Source organism: Kaistia nematophila (assembly GCF_026343855.1).
Lineage (GTDB): Bacteria > Pseudomonadota > Alphaproteobacteria > Rhizobiales > Kaistiaceae > Kaistia > Kaistia nematophila.
The window spans coordinates 1-19,583 of sequence record NZ_JAPKNK010000017.1; the positions used below are offsets into that span (position 1 = coordinate 1).

General features: G+C 66.8%; 20 protein-coding genes. 11 read left to right on the top strand and 9 right to left on the bottom strand.

Annotation, left to right across the window (positions count from 1 at the left end; all coding sequences use genetic code 11):
- Positions 1–25 precede the first annotated feature (25 nt).
- Both chrA and OSH07_RS23850 read left to right on the top strand, forming a co-directional pair.
- Positions 26–1,264, top strand: coding sequence for a chromate efflux transporter (chrA, locus tag OSH07_RS23845; RefSeq protein WP_266341266.1), 1,239 nt, complete (start codon positions 26–28; stop codon positions 1,262–1,264).
- Positions 1,265–1,407: 143 nt separating this feature from the next.
- The gene (locus tag OSH07_RS23850) at positions 1,408–2,349 is read left to right on the top strand and encodes an alpha/beta hydrolase family protein (RefSeq protein ID WP_266341219.1); all 942 of its coding nucleotides are present in this window, start codon (positions 1,408–1,410) and stop codon (positions 2,347–2,349) included.
- A 42-nt stretch (positions 2,350–2,391) separates the two neighbouring features.
- Here the strand turns inward: OSH07_RS23850 and OSH07_RS23855 are convergent, their stop codons facing one another.
- The 3 genes from OSH07_RS23855 to OSH07_RS23865 are packed head-to-tail and all read right to left on the bottom strand — an operon-like array spanning position 2,392 to position 5,753.
- A complete protein-coding gene (locus tag OSH07_RS23855; protein WP_266341220.1) occupies positions 2,392–3,909 on the bottom strand; it encodes a DHA2 family efflux MFS transporter permease subunit in 1,518 nt (505 codons plus the stop codon).
- 27 nt (positions 3,910–3,936) lie between these two features.
- Entirely contained in the window at positions 3,937–5,118 is a 1,182-nt protein-coding gene (locus OSH07_RS23860) for an HlyD family secretion protein (RefSeq protein ID WP_266341221.1), read from the bottom strand.
- The gene (locus OSH07_RS23865; protein ID WP_266341222.1) at positions 5,115–5,753 is read right to left on the bottom strand and encodes a MarR family winged helix-turn-helix transcriptional regulator; all 639 of its coding nucleotides are present in this window, start codon (positions 5,751–5,753) and stop codon (positions 5,115–5,117) included. Before OSH07_RS23865 ends, OSH07_RS23860 begins: the two co-directional genes overlap by 4 nt.
- A gap of 146 nt (positions 5,754–5,899) precedes the next feature.
- On the opposite strand from OSH07_RS23865, the gene OSH07_RS23870 reads away from it, so the two are divergent.
- Positions 5,900–6,661, top strand: coding sequence for a sulfite exporter TauE/SafE family protein (locus tag OSH07_RS23870; RefSeq protein WP_266341223.1), 762 nt, complete (start codon positions 5,900–5,902; stop codon positions 6,659–6,661).
- A 99-nt stretch (positions 6,662–6,760) separates the two neighbouring features.
- Positions 6,761–7,945, top strand: coding sequence for an OpgC family protein (locus OSH07_RS23875; RefSeq protein ID WP_266341224.1), 1,185 nt, complete (start codon positions 6,761–6,763; stop codon positions 7,943–7,945).
- 62 nt (positions 7,946–8,007) lie between these two features.
- Here OSH07_RS23875 and OSH07_RS23880 read toward each other — a convergent pair whose 3' ends face one another.
- Entirely contained in the window at positions 8,008–8,187 is a 180-nt protein-coding gene (locus OSH07_RS23880) for a YdcH family protein (RefSeq protein WP_266341225.1), read from the bottom strand.
- A gap of 259 nt (positions 8,188–8,446) precedes the next feature.
- Here OSH07_RS23880 and OSH07_RS23885 point away from each other — a divergent pair, with 259 nt between their 5' ends.
- Entirely contained in the window at positions 8,447–8,653 is a 207-nt protein-coding gene (locus OSH07_RS23885) for a YdcH family protein (RefSeq protein ID WP_266341226.1), read from the top strand.
- Here OSH07_RS23885 and OSH07_RS23890 read toward each other — a convergent pair.
- Positions 8,626–9,213, bottom strand: coding sequence for a GGDEF domain-containing protein (locus OSH07_RS23890; protein ID WP_266341227.1), 588 nt, complete (start codon positions 9,211–9,213; stop codon positions 8,626–8,628). The two genes, OSH07_RS23885 and OSH07_RS23890, sit on opposite strands and share 28 nt — an antisense overlap.
- 269 nt (positions 9,214–9,482) lie before the next feature.
- Here OSH07_RS23890 and purE point away from each other — a divergent pair, with 269 nt between their 5' ends.
- The 4 genes from purE to OSH07_RS23910 all read left to right on the top strand — a co-directional run bounded on the left by purE (position 9,483) and on the right by OSH07_RS23910 (position 15,568).
- The gene (purE, locus tag OSH07_RS23895) at positions 9,483–9,947 is read left to right on the top strand and encodes a 5-(carboxyamino)imidazole ribonucleotide mutase (protein ID WP_266341267.1); all 465 of its coding nucleotides are present in this window, start codon (positions 9,483–9,485) and stop codon (positions 9,945–9,947) included.
- Positions 9,937–11,031, top strand: a complete 1,095-nt coding sequence (locus OSH07_RS23900; protein ID WP_266341228.1) for a 5-(carboxyamino)imidazole ribonucleotide synthase — start codon at positions 9,937–9,939, stop codon at positions 11,029–11,031. Before purE ends, OSH07_RS23900 begins: the two co-directional genes overlap by 11 nt.
- 301 nt (positions 11,032–11,332) lie before the next feature.
- Positions 11,333–14,485, top strand: a complete 3,153-nt coding sequence (gene ileS / locus OSH07_RS23905) for an isoleucine--tRNA ligase (RefSeq protein ID WP_266341229.1) — start codon at positions 11,333–11,335, stop codon at positions 14,483–14,485.
- A gap of 90 nt (positions 14,486–14,575) precedes the next feature.
- Positions 14,576–15,568 carry an LLM class flavin-dependent oxidoreductase gene (locus tag OSH07_RS23910; protein ID WP_266341230.1) on the top strand — a complete coding sequence of 331 codons (993 nt, stop codon included), beginning with the start codon at positions 14,576–14,578 and terminating at the stop codon, positions 15,566–15,568.
- A gap of 36 nt (positions 15,569–15,604) precedes the next feature.
- On the opposite strand, the gene OSH07_RS23915 is transcribed toward OSH07_RS23910, so the two are convergent.
- The 4 genes from OSH07_RS23915 to OSH07_RS23930 form a co-directional block, all read right to left on the bottom strand.
- On the bottom strand, positions 15,605–16,165 hold the full coding sequence (locus tag OSH07_RS23915) for a biotin transporter BioY (protein WP_266341231.1): 561 nt from the start codon (positions 16,163–16,165) through the stop codon (positions 15,605–15,607).
- A 94-nt stretch (positions 16,166–16,259) separates the two neighbouring features.
- Positions 16,260–16,859: an energy-coupling factor transporter transmembrane component T family protein gene (locus OSH07_RS23920; protein ID WP_266341232.1), complete on the bottom strand. Its 600-nt coding sequence runs from the start codon at positions 16,857–16,859 to the stop codon at positions 16,260–16,262.
- Positions 16,856–17,530, bottom strand: coding sequence for an energy-coupling factor ABC transporter ATP-binding protein (locus OSH07_RS23925; protein ID WP_266341233.1), 675 nt, complete (start codon positions 17,528–17,530; stop codon positions 16,856–16,858). Before OSH07_RS23925 ends, OSH07_RS23920 begins: the two co-directional genes overlap by 4 nt.
- 92 nt (positions 17,531–17,622) lie before the next feature.
- Positions 17,623–18,219, bottom strand: coding sequence for an exonuclease domain-containing protein (locus tag OSH07_RS23930; protein WP_266341234.1), 597 nt, complete (start codon positions 18,217–18,219; stop codon positions 17,623–17,625).
- A 166-nt stretch (positions 18,220–18,385) separates the two neighbouring features.
- Between OSH07_RS23930 and OSH07_RS23935 the strand changes: the two genes are divergently transcribed.
- Together OSH07_RS23935 and OSH07_RS23940 are read left to right on the top strand one after the other, a co-directional pair.
- Positions 18,386–18,763 (top strand): antitoxin Xre/MbcA/ParS toxin-binding domain-containing protein, encoded by a 378-nt coding sequence (locus tag OSH07_RS23935; protein ID WP_266341235.1) that lies wholly within the window; start codon positions 18,386–18,388, stop codon positions 18,761–18,763.
- The gene (locus tag OSH07_RS23940) at positions 18,723–19,514 is read left to right on the top strand and encodes an RES family NAD+ phosphorylase (protein ID WP_266341236.1); all 792 of its coding nucleotides are present in this window, start codon (positions 18,723–18,725) and stop codon (positions 19,512–19,514) included. Before OSH07_RS23935 ends, OSH07_RS23940 begins: the two co-directional genes overlap by 41 nt.
- The last annotated feature ends 69 nt before the right edge of the window (positions 19,515–19,583 follow it).

The window sequence follows — 19,583 nt, forward strand, 5'->3', positions numbered from 1 at the left end:
GTCGACGGAGCATCATCCGCCGATGATGGAGCGAACCTATTCCGCCGGCGCCGTCGGGGAGGGGCGTTCTTCGCCCTCGGCCGTCCGGATCTTCCTGGTCTTCCTGCGCCTCGGCTGCACCTCGTTTGGCGGGCCGGTCGCGCATATCGGCTATTTCCGCGATGCCTTCGTGCGCCGGCTGCGCTGGCTGGACGAAGCCTCCTTCGCCGATCTGGTCGCGCTCTGCCAGTTCCTGCCGGGACCGGCCTCCAGCCAGGTCGGGATGGGCATCGGCCTCGAACTAGCGGGGCTGCGTGGCGCCATCGCCGCGTTTCTCGGCTTCACCCTGCCATCCGCCGTCCTGATGGGGCTGTTCGCCTATGGTGTCGGTGCGGCGCATGGGCCGATCGATGCCGGCATCCTGTCCGGCCTCGCCATCGTCGCCGTCGCCGTGGTGGCGGAAGCGGTGCGCGGCATGGCGCGGTCGCTGGTGACGGGCCGGGCTGGCATGACCATCGCGCTGGCCGCGCTCATCGCCGCATTGCTTTGGCCCGGCAGCCTCGCGCAGGTGGCGATCCTGCTCGCCGGCGGACTGGCGGGCTATGCCGTCGGCGGCGTCGACGGGGCCGACCTTCCCGCTGCCGCTCCCGCCGCGGCGGCAAAGGGACCGATGCCGCCCGCCTGGCTCGGCGGAGCCGCACTGGGGCTGTTCGCGGTGCTCCTCGTCGGCCTGCCCCTCCTCGCCGGGGCGACCGGCGCCCCGGTTCTCCATCTCCTGGAAGGGCTCTACCGCGCCGGCGCGCTCGTCTTCGGCGGTGGTCATGTCGTGCTGCCGCTTCTCAAGGAGAGCGTCGCCGCCGCCGGCTTCGTGCCGGAGACTGCGCTCGTCGCCGGCTATGGCGCGGCGCAGGCCATGCCGGGGCCGCTCTTCAGCCTCGCCGCCTATATCGGCGTCGCGGCGGCGCTGCCGACGCCCTGGCTCGGCGGCGTCCTGGCGACTTTAGCGCTGTTCGCGCCGGCTTTTCTGCTCGTTGTCGGCGTATTGCCGTTCTGGCGCGCGCTGCGCCGTGTCGCGCCGATCCGGCAAGCGCTCGGCGGCGTCAATGCCGCCGTCGTCGGCCTGCTCGCGGCGGCGCTCTATGATCCGGTCTTCACGACGGCCATCCACGGCGCACGGGACCTCGCCCTTGCCGTCGCCTGCTACGGCCTGCTTGTCGTCGCCCGCCTGCCGGCCTGGCTGGTGGTGCTCCTGGCGGCCGGCGGCGGCTGGATCATCGCCGGCTGAGAACCTTTGCCGGCAAGGTTGCCGCCGGCCCGGATTGCATGAATAGTGTCGAGGCTGGCCGTCGTGCCGGCCTTTTTCTTGCGGCCGGCGCTGCCGCCGGCCCAGATCTTCGACAAAGACTTCGTGCTTCCAGGGGAAATTTGATGCTGAGAAAATGGCTGCTCGCCTCCATTGTGCTGGCCGCGATCGTTGCGCCGGCCGCGGCCGACGACGTGACCGCAAAGATGCGGGAGGCGTCGAAGACGGCGCTGGCCCAGAAGGCCGGTGGCGTGGTCGAGAGCAACGTCAAGATCGCGCGCGGCGACGAGACGATCGTCGGCACGCTGGCGCTGCCGAAGGGCGTCGAGAAGCCGCCGGTCGTGCTGCTCCTGCATGGCTTCACCGGCAAGCGCGACGAGCTTGCCGTTGCCGGGACGGAGGAGGGGGTCTATTCGCGGACGGCGCGGCTCCTGGCCGAGCGCGGCGTTGCCAGCCTGCGCATCGATTTCGTCGGCTCGGGCGACAGCTCGGGCAAGTGGGAGGACACGACGACCTTCAGCCAGATCGCCGATGCGGTCGCCGCCTTCGACTGGCTGAAGAAGCAGGACAATGTCGACGCGGCCAAGATCCATGTCATCGGCTGGAGTCTCGGCGGCCTGGTTGCGTCCCATCTCGCCGCCGTCCGGCCGGTCGATACGGCGACGCTCTGGGCGCCGGTCGCCAATCCCGCCTTCAGCTTCGGCGTCGTGCTCGGCCAGGAGGCCGTCAACAAGGCGCTGGCGTCGAAGGATCCGAACGAGCTGATCGAGGGCACGTTGCCCTGGGGCGCCAAGACGACGCTGAAGGTGTCGTTCTTCAAGTCGCTGTTCGCGACCGATCCGGTCGCGGCGATGGCGCAGTATGGCGGGCCGCTGCTGGTGATCGTCGGGACGCGGGATACGGTGGTGACGCCGCAGCCCGCCGCCGGCCAGCTCTTCCTCGATTATCACAGCGGCGAGGAAGGCCTGATGGTGCTCGATACCGACCATGGCTTCGACGCCTTCACCGGGCCGGCGACGCTGGACGAGATGGTCGGCGCGACGCTTAGCTTCATCGAGGCGCACTGACGGGCTCTCGCGCGCCGGCGGAACCATGCCGCCGGTGCGCGTCTATTCGAGCGCGACGTGCTGCGCAGGGCCCTTCTGCGGCTTGTAGCGCATGAAGGCGAGCAGCGGGATCGTCGCCAGCGTCACGAACATCATCAGCTTGAAATCGTCGATATAGGCGATGAAGGCGGCGTCGCGGGTGATGACGCCATTGATCTTCGCCAGCGCCTCGAGATTGCCGGCTGCCGCGTCGGCGGGCATGGCCGGATTGAAGGGCGTTACATGGCCGGCGAGGACTTCGTGGCCGATCTGCGTGTTCTGTGACAGCAGGGTCGCCACCAGCGACACGCCGATCGACGAGCCGAGGTTGCGGACGAGGCTGAACAGGCTGGCGGCGTCGGTGCGCCAATGCGGCGGCAGCGTCGCGAAGGCGATTGTCGAGAGCGGCACGAAGACGAAGCCGAGGCCGAAGCCCTGGATGATGCCGGTCGTCATGAAGGGCGTGGCGCTCATCTGCGGCGCCCAGGTCGTCATCTCGTAGAGCGACCACGTCGTTGCGCCGAGGCCGATCAGGATCAGGATGCGCGGGTCCACCTTGCCCATCAGCCGGCCGACGACGATCATCGCGATCATCGTGCCGACGCCGCGCGGCGCCAGGATCATGCCGGTCGTCACCACCGGGTAGCCGTAGAGGTTCTGCAGCATCGGCGGCAGCAGCGCCATCGTCGCCAGCAGGATGATGCCGATGATGAAGATGAAGATCAGCCCGGTGACGAAATTGCGGTCCTTGAAGATATGCGGATCGATGAAGGTGTTCTTGGCCGTCGCCATGTGAATGGTGAACACCCAGAAGCCGATCGCCATCAGCGCCAGTTCGATCAGGATCTCCGGCGAGGAGAACCAGTCGAGCTGCTCGCCGCGGTCGAGCATCATCTGCAGGGCGCCGATGCCGAGGCTCAGGAAGGCGAAGCCGAAGAAGTCGAACTTGCGTTCCCGCAGCGGGCCTTCCGGCATGAAGGCGCCGATGCCGAGAAAGGCGATGATGCCGACGGGCAGGTTGATGAAGAACACCCAGCGCCAGTTGAAGGCGTCGGTCAGCCAGCCGCCGAGCGTCGGGCCGATGATCGGGCCGACCATGATGCCGGCGCCCCACATCGCCATCGCCTGGCCGTGCTTTTCCTTCGGGTTGATGTTGAGCAGCACGGATTGCGATAGCGGCACCAGCGCCGCGCCGAACAGGCCCTGAAGGATGCGGAAGCCGACCATCTGGGTCAGGCTGCCGGAAAGGCCGCAGAGCATGGACGCGACCGTGAAGCCCGCGACGCAGGTCATGAACAGCCGCTTGATGCCGATCCGGTCGGCGATCCAGCCGGTGATCGGCGTGGCGATGGCGGCGGCGACGATGTAGGAGGTCAGCACCCAGGTAATGGTGTCCTGGGCGGCACCGAGCGAGCCCTGCATCGAGGGCAGCGCGACATTGGCGATCGTCGTGTCGAGCACCTGCATGATGGTCGCAAGCATGATCGACACGGTGATGAGGCCGCGATGCGGAACGGCGGTCGGCGAGGCGGGCGCGTTCATTGTGGCGACTCTCCGGGACCCGCGGGCTTAGTGGGTCGTGGGGGCTTCCGCAGGCGCTTCGCTATTGGCTGCCACGGCATGGCCGAAGCCGGGCAGGGTCCGCTTGTAGCCGGTATCGACCTCGACCGTCGCGCTCAAGCCGGTGCGCAGCGTCGAGAAATCGACGGGGCCGTCGAGGCGCAGCCGCACGGGCACGCGCTGCACGACCTTCACCCAGTTGCCCGAGGCATTCTGGGCCGGCAGCAGCGAGAAGGCCGAGCCGGTACCGGCGTCGATTGATTCGACATGCGCGGCGAACGGGCGGTCGGGATAGGTGTCGAAGGTCACGGTCGCCGATTGCCCCACCTTCATGTGGGTCAGGTCGGTTTCCTTGAAATTCGCGGCGACATAGGTGGTCGCCGTCTCGACCAGGCTGAGCAGCGCCGTCGGGGCCATCGCCGGATTGGTGACGTACTGGCCGACGCGCAGGCGGTCGGTCTGCGATACGACGCCGTCGTCGGGCGCGAACACGCTGGTTTCCTTGAGCGCCAGCGCCGCCGTTTCCTCGGCAACCTTGGCCTGCAGGACGGTCGGGTGCTGGTCGGTCTGGATGTTCGGATCGCCGCCGAGCGCCGTCAGCGCGCCCGCGACCTTCTCGCGCGCCTGCGCCACGACCTGCTCCGCCAGGCGGAGATTGTTCTGGGCGGTGTCGAAGTCCGCATTGGACGTGACGCCGCGATCCAGCAGGTCCTTCTGGCGCTGGAAGGTCTTCTGGCGATAGGCGAGGCTGTCCTCGGCGGATTGCTGCTCGGCCAGGGCCTGCTGGTAGTTGGAGCGCAGCTGCTCGACCTGCAGCTTGGCGACGGCGACTGCCGCCTCGGCCTGACGTAGCGCGAGCTTGTACGGCTCGGGATCGATGCGGAAAAGCAGGTCGCCCTTCTGCACATGGTCGTTCTCGTTGACGGCGACCTCGACGATGCGGCCCGACTGGTCGGCCGTGATGGTCACGCGGTCCTGCTCGAGATAGGCGTTGTCGGTCGAGGCATAGCGCCCGCCCGTCAGCCAGAGATAGCCGCCGCCGACGGCAAGCACCACGGGCAGCGCCAGCATCAGCAGGAAACGGCCGCCGCGCTTCTTCTTCTGCGGCGTCTCGACGACGGTCAATTGCGGAACGCGGGGGAGATCCTTGCTGGGTTCTGCCGTCTCGCGCGCGGCTGGCTCGGCGCTCATATCAAAGCCTTCTGGGGGACTTTCGTTGCCGGGGGCTTGGCAGTCGATGTCTTGGCAGCCGATGTCTTGGTGGTTGCGGCCTTGGCCGTCGAAGCCTTGACGCCCGCGGCCCTGGAGGCGACCGTCTTGGCCGACGCATCCTTCGTCGCCGCGTCGTTGGCCACAACGTCGCTTAAAGCGTCCGAGCCTGCCTGATCCACGCCTCGGCCCGCCATGTTGCAGCGGATCCGGCTCAACAGGCAGATCAGCGTTTCCGCCTCTTCTGCGGTGATGCCCTCGAGCGCGGTGTCGATCACCTCGTTGCCGATCGTCTTCATCTCGTCCAGCAGCGGGCGGACGCTCTCCGTCAGATGCAGGCGGCGGGCGCGGCGGTCGGCCGGGTCAGGCACGCGGGCGACATAGCCGAGCGCTTCCAGCCGGTCGATGTGGCGGGAAAGAGTGATCGGCTCGACGTCCAGGGCTTCCGCGACCGTGGCCTGGTTCGATCCCTCATTGTGGAAGAGATAGGCCAGCACCTGCCACTGCGCCCGGGTCAGACTGCAGCTCTGCGCACGTTGATCGAACGCCCGCCGCACCAGCCGGGCGACGTCGTTGATCAGAAAGCCGAGATGCTTTTCAGAGGGCGGAGTATTCATGGCTCTTATATAATAAGCTTGCGCATATGACGCAATGTGAGTCTGAGATGCGGAAAGGCGGTCAAACAGCAGATATAGTGGATTTTGCCGGCGAAGCGGGGTAAATCGATTCAACCCGCTACATTCTCCGCTTGAACGATCCCCGCATGCACACCGAACTCGCATTTTATGCCGCGGCCGTTCCCGCCGTGGCGCTCGCAGGCCTGTCAAAGGGCGGCTTTGGCGGCGCGATGGGCATGCTAGCCGTTCCCGTGCTGGCGCTGGTGATCTCGCCGGTGCAGGCGGCCGGCATCATGCTGCCGATCCTGCTCGTGATGGACGTGATCAGCCTCTATTTCTACCGTCGGATCTTCGACCGGCCGACGCTCGCGGTCATGTTGCCGGCGTCGGTCGTGGGCATCGCCGTCGGCTGGGCCACCGCCGCCTATGTGAAGGAGGATTTCGTCCGCCTGCTGGTGGGGCTGATCTCCATCCTCTTCGCGCTGAACTACTGGTTCGGCGACCGCCTGCGGGCGAAGCCGGCGGAGCCGAACGGCGCCAAGGGCTCGTTCTGGGGCCTGCTCGCCGGCTTCACTTCCTTCGTCAGCCATGCCGGCGCGCCGCCCTTCCAGATGTATGCGCTGCCGCTGCGGCTCGACAAGCAGGTCTTCGTCGGCACCTCGGTGATCTTCTTCGCCGTCACCAACGCCGTGAAGCTGGTGCCCTATTTCTTCCTCGGCCAGTTCGACGCCGCCAATCTAGGCACGGCGGCGGCGCTGTTCCCGCTCGCGGCGCTGACGACTGTGCTCGGAATCTGGATCGTCCGGGTCATCGACCAGACCCTTTTTTACGGGCTCTCCTATCTCTTTGTCTTCGTCATCGGCCTGAAATTGACCTTTGACGGAGCCATGTCGCTTTTCATGCATTGAAATCCGGCATCTGCCGCCGCACGCTCGCCTTGTTCGCCGGCTAGGCGATCGAGGTTCTCATCGGCTCCTGTAAACTGAGGCCCCCGGGTGCATCGAGCATTGTCCACGTCCATGCCGCGCGACTATCGGATCGATTTCTTCCGAGGCCTCGCGCTGATTTCTATCTTCGTGAACCACATCCCGGGCAATCTATACTCCAACTTCACCCACCGGAACTTCGGGTTGTCGGACGCGGCGGAGATCTTCGTGCTGCTCGCCGGCATCTCGGCGGCGCTGGCCTATTATCCGCGCTTCGTGTCGGGGCAGGCTGGGCAGTCGATGGGTCGGGTCGGCAAGCGCATCGGTACGCTCTATGTCGCCCATCTCGCCTCCATCGCCTGCGGCTTCGCGCTTTATGCCGGCGCGGCGCTCTGGCTGCAGGAACCGGGCCTGATGCTTCCCGACGAGCGCCACTGGATCGTCGAGCAGCCTGTGGAGGCGTTGGCGGGCATGGGCCTGCTTACCTACCAGACCGGCAATTTCAACATCCTGCCGATGTACATGGTCATGATGGCGATGCTGCCCGTGATCATGCTGCTCGCCCGCGTGCGCCTGTCTCTGGTGCTGGTCGTGAGCTTCTTGCTTTGGGCGGTCGCCAATGCCTGGCGCATCACCCTGCCGAGCTTTCCCGGCCAGGGCGGCTGGTATTTCAACCCCTTCACCTGGCAGATCCTGTTCGTGATCGGCTTCGTCGGCGGTATCCTGCTGCGCCGGGGCGTCCGGCTTCCGGTGTCGCGGCCGCTTTATGGCCTGGCGGTGCTCTACCTGGTTGCTTCCGCCATCCTGGTCTTCGCCCATCTCTGGGACTATTTCCCGTCATTGCCCGAATGGGTGTGGCTATCGGGCTTCAACAAGAGCTGGGTTGGCATTTTCCGCCTGCTGCATGTGCTGGCGATCGCTTATGTGGTGATCTACAGCCCGCTGCCTGCCTTCCTGCAGGGCTGGCTCGACGAAAGCAACGCGATCGTCCGCCTTGGCCGCCACACACTGCCGGTCTTCTGGGTCGGCACTATCCTGAGCGTTGCCGGCCACATCGTCCGCGAAAGCGTGTTCGGCCTGCCGAACGATCCGACCTTCACCGCCTTCGGCGCCATGCTGGACACGGTCCTGATCGGCACCGGGCTCTGCATCCTGTTCGGGCTCGCCTGGTATCTCGACTGGACGCGGACCCAGCCGAAGGGGCGCCCGATCCTCGATGCCGGCGAGCGGGCCGCTTCGCCTTCCCGCGTCGTGCCGGCGGAGTGATCCGCATAAAGCAAAGGCGCCGCGATCGATCGCGGCGCCTTGCTTGACCCTTTCGTCATCAATCAGTGAATGGTCTTGTTTACCTTCAGTCGGGCGATCTCGTCCTTGAGCTGCAGCTTGCGCCTCTTCATGGCCGCCAGTTCAAGCGTGTCGGCGCTCGGATGGCTGAGGGCCTCGTCGATTTCCCTGGAGAGGGCCTCGTGACGGCGCTCCAGCTCGGCAAGATGCGATTCGATGGACATTAATATTGCCTCCCTTCGTGATCGATGACGGCACCTGATCGTGCCACAGACGCGGGTTGCTGTGAACCGGCTTATAAACCGGAGGCCCCCGCAGGAGGTCCGCCAGACGGCCGGCACTCTCTGGATCTGTGGCCTTTGGCCGCCCGCTTCAAGGGGGCAAGGCGTGATAGATGCACTCGCGCCCGTTCGACCGAGCATGTATCGTCTCGGTTCCGGCGCCGAAAAATGGGCCGGGCGGAGCTCGGTAAGGTTGGGGCGTATGACCGAGGAAGAAGAGCGGGAAATTCGGTTCGAACTGGCGCGGTTGCGGCAGGAGCACAGCGATCTCGACGCTGCGATCTCCGTCATGTCGGAAACCGGCCGTGCAGATCCGTTGCGGATTCAGCGCCTTAAGAAGCGCAAGCTGGCGCTGAAGGACCGGATCGTCGCGCTGGAGGATCAGCTCCTGCCGGATATCATCGCCTGACCGCAGGCAATGCCCTCGAGCAGCAGCCGATCGGCCGCCGCGATCACCTGGTCGGCCGTGGCGCCGGGTTCGATCATCACGACGGATGAGCGGGTGGCGATGCCGGCTCCCGCCGGGAAGCCCTCTTCGAGGGCGGCGATTGCGCGCTGCAGTCCCTGCACGCGGTGGCCGCAATCGGCCGGCGTCGAATTCCAAAGCACGACGGCGAACTGCTCGTTGCCGGTCCGCGCCGTGACGTCGCAGGAGCGGATGCCGGCGCGCAGCGTGTCGCCGATCTGGCGCAGGGCGCGGTTGAGGCCGGCCTGTCCCTGGGCGGCGCGGATGGCGTCCATGCCATCGATGTCGATCAGGCCGACGCCGCAGGTCATCGGATAGCGTGCCTGGAAGGCGATGGCCCGCTCGATCTCGCGCGTAAAGGCGCGTCGGTTGAAGAGGCCCGAAATCGGCTCCTCGGCGGCTTCGACCTCGAGCGCCGCGATGCGGTGCTGGCTGGCGTCGAGCGCGCGGCGCAGCGCCGCCACCTCTTCCGAAAGCCGCATCACCAGCGAGCGCTGCTCCACCGGCAACTCCGTGGCCGGCTCGGCCGAAGAGGCCTCGCGTCGGCGCGCGAGCGGCGCCGGTTCGGTTCCGGGGGCGGCGATGGGGTTTGGTCGGAGGGCGGGTGCGTGGGCCATGGCGCGATTTTGCCCGCGCTTGGTTCAATTCTGGTTAACGACGGGTAAGGCTGTTTCGGTGCCTTGCGGCGAGGGCGTCCCTCTCTATAATCCGCGCCTTCCCGCAAGCCGGAGACGAGAACTTGGCAGACAAGACGGCGCCAGTCGCCATCATCATGGGCAGCCAATCCGATTGGCAGACGATGCGGCACGCCGCCGAGACGCTCGATGCGCTCGGTGTCGCGCATGACGACCGGATCGTCTCGGCGCACCGGACGCCGGACCGGCTGGTCGAATTCTCGAAGTCGGCGCGCGACAAGGGATACAAGGTCGTGATCGCCGGCGCCGGGGGCGCGGCGCATCTTCCCGGCATGTGCGCGGCGATGACGCCGCTGCCGGTCCTCGGCGTGCCGGTCGAATCGAAGGCGCTCTCCGGCCAGGACAGCCTGCTCTCGATCGTGCAGATGCCGGGCGGCATCCCCGTCGGCACGCTGGCGATCGGCAAGGCCGGCGCGATCAACGCGGCGCTGCTCGCCACGGCGATCCTGGCGCTCAACGATGCGCCGCTCGCCGCCCGTCTCGATGATTGGCGCGCTGCCCAGGCGGCGCGGGTTGCGGAAAGCCCTTCCGATGACGTCTGACAAGATGCTGCCGCCCGGCTCGACCATCGGCATTCTCGGTGGCGGGCAACTGGGCCGGATGCTGGCGACGGCCGCTGCCGAACTCGGCTTCCGCTGCCACATCTACTGCCCCGACGGCGAGAGCCCGGCCTTCGACGTCGCGGCGGCGCGCACCACGGCCGCCTATGAGAACCAGTCGGCGCTTGCCGCCTTCGCCGGTTCCGTCGATGTCGTCACCTATGAGTTCGAGAATGTGCCGGCCGCCACAGCCGCCTTCCTCGGCGATCAGGTCGACGTGCTGCCGGGGCCGCGCGCGCTCGCCGTCTCGCAGGATCGCTTGTCCGAGAAGGAGCTGATGCAGAGCCTCGACATTCCGGTCGCGCCCTTTGCCAGGATCGACGATCTCGCCGGGCTTGAGGCGGCGCTCGGGCAACTCGGGCGGCCGTCGATCCTGAAGACGCGCCGTTTCGGCTATGACGGCAAGGGGCAGGTGGCAATCCGTCCGGGCGACGATCCCGCCGCCGCCTTCGAGGCGATCGCCGGCAAGCCGGCCGTGCTCGAAGGTTTCGTTACCTTCGCGCGTGAGGTTTCGGCGCTGGTGGTGCGCGGCCGCAATGGCGAGACGGCGGTCTACGACATCGCCGAGAACGTTCACCGCAACCATATCCTCGCGACCTCCACGGTGCCGGCGCAGCTTTCGGCCACGACCGCCGGCGCCGCTCGGGAAATCGCCACCAGGGTGGCGGACGCGCTCGATTATGTCGGCCTGCTGGCCGTCGAGATGTTCGTCGTCGAGGACGCCGGCGTCGAGCGGCTGCTCGTCAACGAGATCGCGCCGCGCGTGCATAATTCCGGCCATTGGACACAGGATGGCTGCATCGTCTCGCAGTTCGAGAACCACATCCGCGCCATTGCCGGCTGGCCGCTCGGCTCGACCGAGCGCCATTCGAACGCGGTTATGACCAACCTGATCGGCGCCGAGGCGGACGAGTGGGCGACACTCGCCGCCGAGCCCGGCGCGCGGCTGCATCTCTACGGTAAGGCGGAAAGCCGGCCCGGCCGCAAGATGGGCCACGTCAACCGGATTTCGCCAAGGGTCGGGTAGGGCGAAGGACCCTCGACCCACCCCTCTGCCGTTTGCGGGAGAGGGGCATCCGGTCCGGTGCGCGTCGAGACCTGAATAGGCCAAGAGACCCTTTCCCGCATGCGGGAGAGGGTTGGGGGTGAGGGGCTTGTGTGTCCCGCAGGCGCCAGCCCACACCGCCCCCTTACAACGTCGTGCCTCGCCTCCCATATCAGCGCTTCTCCCCTAGGGGTGGCGTCGATGCCGCAAAGGCGCTATCGAAGGCGCCGATTTCCGTCCCGGAATTCCGTACCGTTTTCCGCCCAGAACAAAGACATTCGCCATGACAGAGCCGAAGACCGTCTATCCCGCCGCCGAGCCGTCGCCGTCCTTCCCCAAGATCGAGGAAGCGATCGGCGCGTGGTGGAAGGAGAACACGATTTTCGAACGCTCGATCGAGCAGCGTCGCGAGCAGGGCGCGTCGGAATTCGTCTTCTATGACGGACCGCCCTTCGCCAACGGCCTGCCGCACTACGGTCATCTCGTCACCGGCTTCGTGAAGGACCTCGTGCCGCGCTATCAGACGATGCGCGGCAAGGTCGTCGATCGACGTTTCGGCTGGGATTGCCATGGCCTGCCGGCCGAGATGCAGTCCGAGAAGGAACTCGGCGTCTCCGGCCGCATCGAGATCCTGAAATATGGCGTCGCCCGCTTCAACGAGCATTGCCGCAGCTCCGTCCAGCAGTTCACGGCGGACTGGGAATACTATGTCACGCGTTCGGCGCGCTGGGTCGATTTCAAGAACGACTACAAGACCATGGATCTCTCCTTCATGGAGAGCGTCATGTGGGCGTTCAAGCAGCTGCACGACAAGGGCCTGATCTATGAAGGCTACCGCGTCGTGCCCTATAGCTGGGCTGCGCAGACGCCGCTGTCGAACTTCGAGACCCGCCTCGACAATTCCTACCGCATGCGCCAGGACCCGGCGCTGACGGTCGGCTTCCTGCTCGACCCGCGCGAGGGCGACAACGTCCCGACGCGCCTGCTCGCCTGGACGACGACGCCCTGGACGCTGCCGTCCAACATGGCGCTCGCCGTGGCGCCCGACGCCGACTACGCCGTGCTCGAGAAGGACGGTGCGCGTCTGGTCATCGGCGCGCCCCTCGTCGGCAATTATGCCAAGGAGCTCGAGGGCTATGCCGAAGTCGGGCAGCTGAAGGGCAGCGACCTCGTCGGCCGCACCTATCAGCCGCTTCTGCCCTTCTTCGCGAACGAGAAGGCCAATGGCGCCTTCCGCGTGATCGGCGGCGACTTCATCGAGATGACCGACGGCACCGGCGTCGTGCACATCGCGCCCGCTTTCGGCGAGGACGACATGCGCGTCGGCCAGGAGCAGGGCATCCCGGTCGTCGACCCGGTCGATTTCGCCGGCAACTTCACCGATCTCGTTCCCGCCTATGCCGGCATGAACGTGTTCGACGCCAACAAGGAAGTGATCCGCGACCTCAAGCATCAGGGCGTCGTCCTGCGGCATGAGACCTATGACCACAACTATCCGCATTGCTGGCGCACCGATCAGCCGCTGATCTACAAGGCGCTGCGCTCCTGGTATGTGAAGGTCACGGCGTTCAAGGATCGCATGGTCGAGCTGAACCAGGGCATCGAATGGGTGCCGGGTCACGTGCGCGACGGCCTGTTCGGCAAGTGGCTGGAAAATGCGCGTGACTGGAACATCGGCCGCAACCGCTTCTGGGGTTCGCCGATCCCGGTCTGGAAGTCGGACGATCCGAACTATCCGCGTATGGACGTCTATGGCTCGCTCGACGAGATCGAGCGGGACTTCGGCGTGCGCCCGCACGACCTGCACCGTCCCTATATCGACGAGCTGACCCGCCCGAACCCGGACGATCCGACCGGCAAGTCGGTGATGCGCCGCGTCGAGGACGTGCTGGATTGCTGGTTCGAATCCGGCTCGATGCCGTTCGCGCAGGTGCACTACCCGTTCGAGAACAAGGACTGGTTCGAAGGCCACTTCCCGGGCGACTTCATCGTCGAATACGTCGCGCAGACGCGCGGCTGGTTCTACACGCTGATGGTGATGGCGACCGCCCTGTTCGACAAGGCGCCGTTCCGTTCGGTCGTGTGCCATGGCGTCGTGCTCGACGAGAACAAGCAGAAGCTGTCGAAGCGGCTCCGCAACTATCCGGACCCGATCGAGGTGTTCAACACTTATGGTGCCGATGCGCTGCGCTGGTATCTGGTGTCGTCGCCGCTGCTTTCCGGCGGCGATCTCGCCATGCCGAAGGACGGCCGCGCCATCGCCGAGACGGTGCGCCAGGTCATGCTGCCGATCTGGAACGCCTATTCGTTCTTCACGCTCTACGCCAATATCGACGGCATCAAGGGCCGGATGATCACGACCGCCGAGGCCGAGCTCGACCGCTACATCCTCGCCAAGACCGCGGACCTGATCCGCGGCATCGACGCGGCGATGGAGAGGCTCGATCTCGCCGGCGCGACCAGCGCGTTCCCGCCCTTCATCGAGGCGCTGAACAACTGGTTCATCCGCCGCTCGCGCGAGCGCTTCTGGAAGGCCGAGAAGGACGCCGACAAGCAGGCCGCCTACGACACGCTCTACACCGTGCTCGTCACGATGACGCGTGCCCTGGCGCCGTTCCTGCCGTTCCTGACCGAGCACATCCATCGCGCGCTGGTCGACGGCGAGAGCGTGCATCTGGCGAACTGGCCGGATGCCTCGGCGCTGGTCGACGACAAGGCGCTGGTCGAGCGCATGGACCTGGCCCGCACCGTCGCTTCCGCGGCGCTGTCGATCCGCACGGTCAAGAACCTGCGCACCCGCCTGCCGCTGCGCAGCCTCACGATCGCCCATCCGGGCTTCGAGAAGCTGGCGCTCTTGAAGGACGTCATCGCCGACGAGGTCAACGTCAAGGAAGTGGTCCTGGCGGCCGACCCGTCCGCGTTCGGCGAGGTCGTGCTCGCGGTCGATCCGAAGATTGGCAAGCGGCTCGGCAAGAACCTGAAGGACGTGCTCAACGCGGCGCGGGCCGGCCAGTGGGAAGACCTGGGCGGCGGCCGCTATGCGGTGGCCGGCCAGACGATCGAGCCGGGCGAATACGAGCTGCGCTTCAAGGCCAATGAAGGCCTCGACGCGGTCGCCTTCGACGGCGCCGCCGGCGTGGTCGTGCTCGATACGCATGTCGACGAGGCGCTGGAGCGCGAGGGCGTGGCCCGCGACTTCATCCGCCTGGTGCAGACGGCGCGCAAGGAGGCCGGCTTCAACATCGCCGACCGCATCCATATCGAGGTCAAGATCGCCAACGGCCTTGGCGGGGCGCTGGTCGATCATGCCGAGACGATCCGCGCCGAGACGCTGGCCGAAACGCTGCGTCCGACCAATGACCGGCCGGAAGGTTTCGTCTCGGAGACGAGCCTGCTCGACGAGCCGATCGAGATCGGCGTCCGCGTCGCACGCTAAGGCGCGACAGCGATTGAAGTTTTCGCCCGGCCGACCTACCTCGGCCGGGCGAAGTTTTTTCCGGCCCTTGCCGCCTGATTGGGGATTGCCATGACGCCCTTGTCCATTCTCGAACTCGTACGCGTGACGGAAGAGACGGATGCGCGGGGGGCGCTCGACAATGCCCGCGATCTCGCCGCCCATGCCGAAAGCTGGGGCTATAATCGCATCTGGGTGGCCGAGCACCACAACATGCACGGCATCGCCAGCGCGGCGACCTCGATCGTGCTGGCCCATATCGCGGCCGGCACCAAGACGATCCGGGTCGGGGCCGGCGGCATCATGCTGCCGAACCATGCGCCCTATATCATCGCCGAGCAGTTCGGCACGCTGGCGCGGCTGTTCCCCGGCCGCATCGATCTCGGCCTCGGCCGGGCGCCCGGCACCGATCAGCTGACATTGCGGGCCCTGCGTCGCTCGCCCAACAACGCCGACAATTTTCCGCAGGACGTCCTGGAATTACAGGCGTTTCTGGCACCCGCGGGACCGGATCAGCGCATCGTCGCCGTGCCGGCGGCGGGCACCGAGGTGCCGCTCTGGATCCTCGGCTCCAGCAATTTCGGCGCGATGCTGGCGGCCGAACTCGGCCTTCCCTATGCCTTCGCCTCGCATTTCGCACCGGACCTGCTGCTGCCGGCGCTGGAGATATACAGAAGCCGGTTCAAGCCGTCGGAACAGCTCGACCGGCCCTATGCGATGGTCGGCGTCAATGTGATCGCGGCGGAGACCGATGCCGAGGCGACGCGGCTCGCGACGACGCAGCAGATGTCGTTCGCGGATATCTTCAAGGGAGCGCGGGGGCTTTCCAAGCCGCCGATCGACGACATCGAGACCTATTGGGGGCCGATGGAGCGGGCGCAGGCGAAGCAGATGCTCGCCCGCTCGATCATCGGTTCACCGGCAACGGTTCGTGCCGGCATGGAGGCGCTGGTCAAGGAGACCGGCGCCGACGAGCTGATCCTCGTCTCGGACGTCTACGACCATGCGCAGCGGCTGCGCTCGGTCGAACTTATCGCCGAGGCGTGGGGGATCGGCGCCGGTTAACAGCGCCGATCCTGTTAGCGATCCGGTAACGGCGCGTTAGCGCGCCGCCTGCATCAGCGGATAGGAGCGGCGCACCGTCTCGGCGATGACGGCGGCGACCGCCGCCTTGATGAGATCGCCCGGCACGAAGATCATCGAACCCTTGGTCGCGTCCCAGAGCGACAGCTTGGCGACCATGGCGAGCCACGGGATGCCGATCAGGTAGACAACCACGACGCCGCCGATCACCGAGAAGACGAAGAACCAGACCGCATTCATCCGGCGCCAGTTCAGTTCGGTCAGCCAGCCGGTGACGAAGGCGGCGATCGGCCAGGACAGGATGAAGCCGGCGGTCGGGCCGAAGAACACCGACAGGCCGCCGGCGCCGCCGGAGAGCAGCGGCAGGCCGAGCGCGACCAGCAGCACGAAGAGCAGGATGGCGAGGCCGCCGCGCTTGGCGCCGATTAGGCTGCCCGCCAGCATGACGCCCAGCGTCTGCGCCGTGATCGGCACCGGCAGGAAGCCGACCTGGATCGCCGGCACCAGATTGATCGCGGCCATCAGCGCCGCGAACAGCGCGATATAGACGATGTCGCGGGTCGATACGTCCTTGCTCATCGGATGGGTCCCCTATCCCGATTGAATGTCAGTAGCTTGCTATCTTTTCGCGTTTTCTTCACGCGAACCGGTATCCACTTCGCTTGAAAACGCTTCAGCGCTCATAGCCGCGCGCCTCGATGGCGTCGGCGAGTTCGTCGGCGGATTTCAGCGTGCGGATGACGAGCGGCACGATCAGCGCCAGCGGATTGGCGGCGAGGCCGCGCGCCGCCTGCGCCTCGCGGATATGGCGGAATTCCTCCGAGATCAGCGGCACGAAGCGGATGGCGAGCGCGATGGCGAGCCCGACCTTCTCCGGATTGACGCCGAGCGGCTTTAGCGGCCGGAGGAGCCATTCGACCAGTTCCGCCATTTCCGACACCGGCGTCGTCAGCGTCACGGCGCTGGCAAGCAGGATCAGGGTGGCGAAGCGGCCGACCGCCAGAACGCCGTCCTCGATCGTACCGAACGCCAGGTGGAAGACGAAGACGAGGCCGAGCAGGATCGCGGGCCCGCGCAACTGCGCCATCAGCTGGCGCAACGGCGCGCCGGTCGAGAGATAGACCGCGAAGGCGACCGGCACGCTCAGGAGCGCGACGGGGATCGAGGGGACGACGAACAGCGCCAGCGAGACGACCAGCAGTCCCGCGACCTTGGCGCCGGCGGAGGCGCGGTGCAGCGGCGAGGTGCCTGGATGATAGAGCCCGATCGTCATTGCATCCGCGCGCGATAGAAGGGCAGCACCTCGCCAGGCAATCCGTCGGCGGCGATCCGGCCATCCTCGATCATCAGCACGCGCTCGAAACCGGAGATCAGGTCGAGGTCGTGGCTGACGACGAGGGTCGGATGCGGCAGCGCGTCGATGGCGGCGGCGACCCGGTTGCGGTTCCTTAGGTCGAGCAGGGTGGTCGGCTCGTCGAAGACGACGATTTCGGGATCGGTGACCAGCACGGCCGACAGCGCCACCAGCTGCTTCTCGCCGCCGGAAAGCAGATGCACCGGCCGCTCGCGCAGATGGTCGAGCTGGTAGCGGGCGAGGGCGGCGTCGATGCGGGCGTCGATCTCGTCCTTCGGAACCTTCCGCGCCTTGAGGCCGAAGGCGAGGTCCTCGGCGACGATCGGCATGACGATCTGGTGGTCGGGGTTCTGGAACACGAAGCCGACCTTGCGGCGGATCGCCTTGACGTCCTTCCGGGTGTCGACGCCGTCGACCAGCACGCGGCCGGCGCGCGGCACGACGAGGCCGTTCAGAAGCCGGGCGAAGGTGCTCTTGCCGGAGCCGTTGGCGCCGACGACGCCGATGCGCCGCTCCGGCAACGCCAGATCGATCCCGTCGAGGACGGGGCGGCCATCGAAGTCATGGCTGACCGCTTCGAGCACGATCATGGAAGTCGGCGTCCCCGCTGGCGGTTTGTGCGTTGCCGCATGCGATAGAGGCTGCGTCGCGCCGGGTCAATTGCAGCGATCCGCCACCGCCGCTACGTCGCTGTCCGGTAGGGCACATGGACCGGCGTGATGCCCTCGGCGCGCAGCACCACTTCCGCCGCCGCGCGCGCGTCTTCGCCGGCGTCGTGGTGATCGAACGAGAGCCCGAGATGCGCCTTGAGGCTGGCGAGCCCGTGTCCGCCATTGCCCTTCAGTTCGGGCCAGGCGATCCGGGCGACCTGGACGCTGTTGCGCCAGGACCAGCTCGGCGCCATGCGGCCGGCATTCGAGCAGGCGGCGGCGATGGCGCCGCTGTCGAAATGCGAGTGCTGGTAGATGATCGCGCCGTCGAGCGCCGCCTGCAGAACCGGCAGCACCTCGACGAAGGTTGGCGCGCCGCGCACCTTGGCTGCCGTGATCCCGTGCAAGCCGCTCCAGAGCCAGACCTCGGTTCTCGGGTCGATGAAGGTCACCCAGGTCTCGATCGAATGATCGTGACGTACACAGGCGACGCCGATCTGGCAGATGCTGCCGCGATCATTGTTGGCCGTCTCGACGTCGAGCGCGAAAAAGCGGAAGGGTCCCTTCGGAAAGGGCGTCACGGCAGGGATCGAGACTGCCGCGAGCCGGCTTTCTTCGGTCAGGGACAAGGAAACGCTCCGGAATCGCGGGGACGGCAGCTTTGCGGGTTTCAAGATGCGATAGAGGCTGGCATGCGCCGGGTCAATTTTCGCAGGGCCTCGCGCGAGCCTTAAACGATCGCCCCTTTCATTAGAAAGAAAAGTGCCATATCTTTTCTATGGAAAGGAGAGGGCGATGCTCAAGCTGCAACCCGCCGCCCGGCCCGAGGCCGGACCGGTCCTCACCAAGGCGGCCATCCGCGCCGCCGACCAGCTACGCCTGACCGCGCGCGTTCTCGCCGCGATCCTCGGCGTCAGCGAGGCGACGGTATCGCGCATGAAGCGCGGCGATTTCGCTCTTGCGCCCGGCACCAAGCCGTTCGAACTCGCCGTGCTCCTCGTCCGCCTGTTCCGCTCCCTCGATGCAATCGTCGGCGGTGACGGCGCGGTCGCGACAGCCTGGCTCGACAATCCGAATCTGGTCCTTGGCGGCCGGCCCGTCGAAAAACTGCAAACCGTGAGCGGGCTGGTCGATGTCATCGCCTATCTGGACGCGCGTCGCGCTCTCGTCTGAGTTCCGGTCGTTCGCCGGGCCGTGCTGGCGTCTGGTCGAGGCGCAGCATCGCGTCTCGACCCTGAAGCTGACCGATACGCTGGCCGAGCAGGCGCTGCTGGAAGAGCTGATCGAGGACGCCAAGCCGGCGATCCCGCCGGATTGCCGCCATCTTGATTTCCTGCTCGCAACACCGTTCCGCTATGGCGCGATCTATCCCTATGGCTCGCGTTTCCGCCGCGCCGGCCGCACGCTCGGCGTCTATTATGCCGCCGAGGATCCGAAGACGGCCGTGGCCGAGATGGCGTTCTACCGGCTGCTGTTCTTCGCCGAGTCGCCCGATACGCCCTGGCCGCGGGACGCGGCCGAATACACGGCGTTCTCCGCCGAGGTGGCGACGGAGCGCCTGCTGGACCTGACCGTGCCGCCGCTCGCCGACGACGCCGGGATCTGGACCGACCGCGTCGACTATCAGGGCTGCCAGGCCTTCGCCGACGCGGCGCGCCAGGCCGAGGGCGAGGTGATCCGCTATCGCTCGGTGCGCGATCCGGCCGGCGGCAGCAATCTCGCCATCCTGCTCTGCCGCGCCTTTGCCCGTCCGGCGCCGATCGAACGCCAGACCTGGCGCATCCGCCTCAGCGCCAGCGGCGCCCAGGCGCTCTGCGAGTTTCCGCGCCAGGCGCTGGAATTCCCGCCGGCCGCCTTCGCGGCCGACCCCCGCATCGCCGGCGTCGACTGGGCGCGAGGTGGCCCGGGCCGGCTGCGGTCGTAGAGCGGTAAAGCGAAGGCAGGCAAGACCCTCACCCAACCCTCTCCCGCTCGCGGGAGAGGGCCTTTTGGA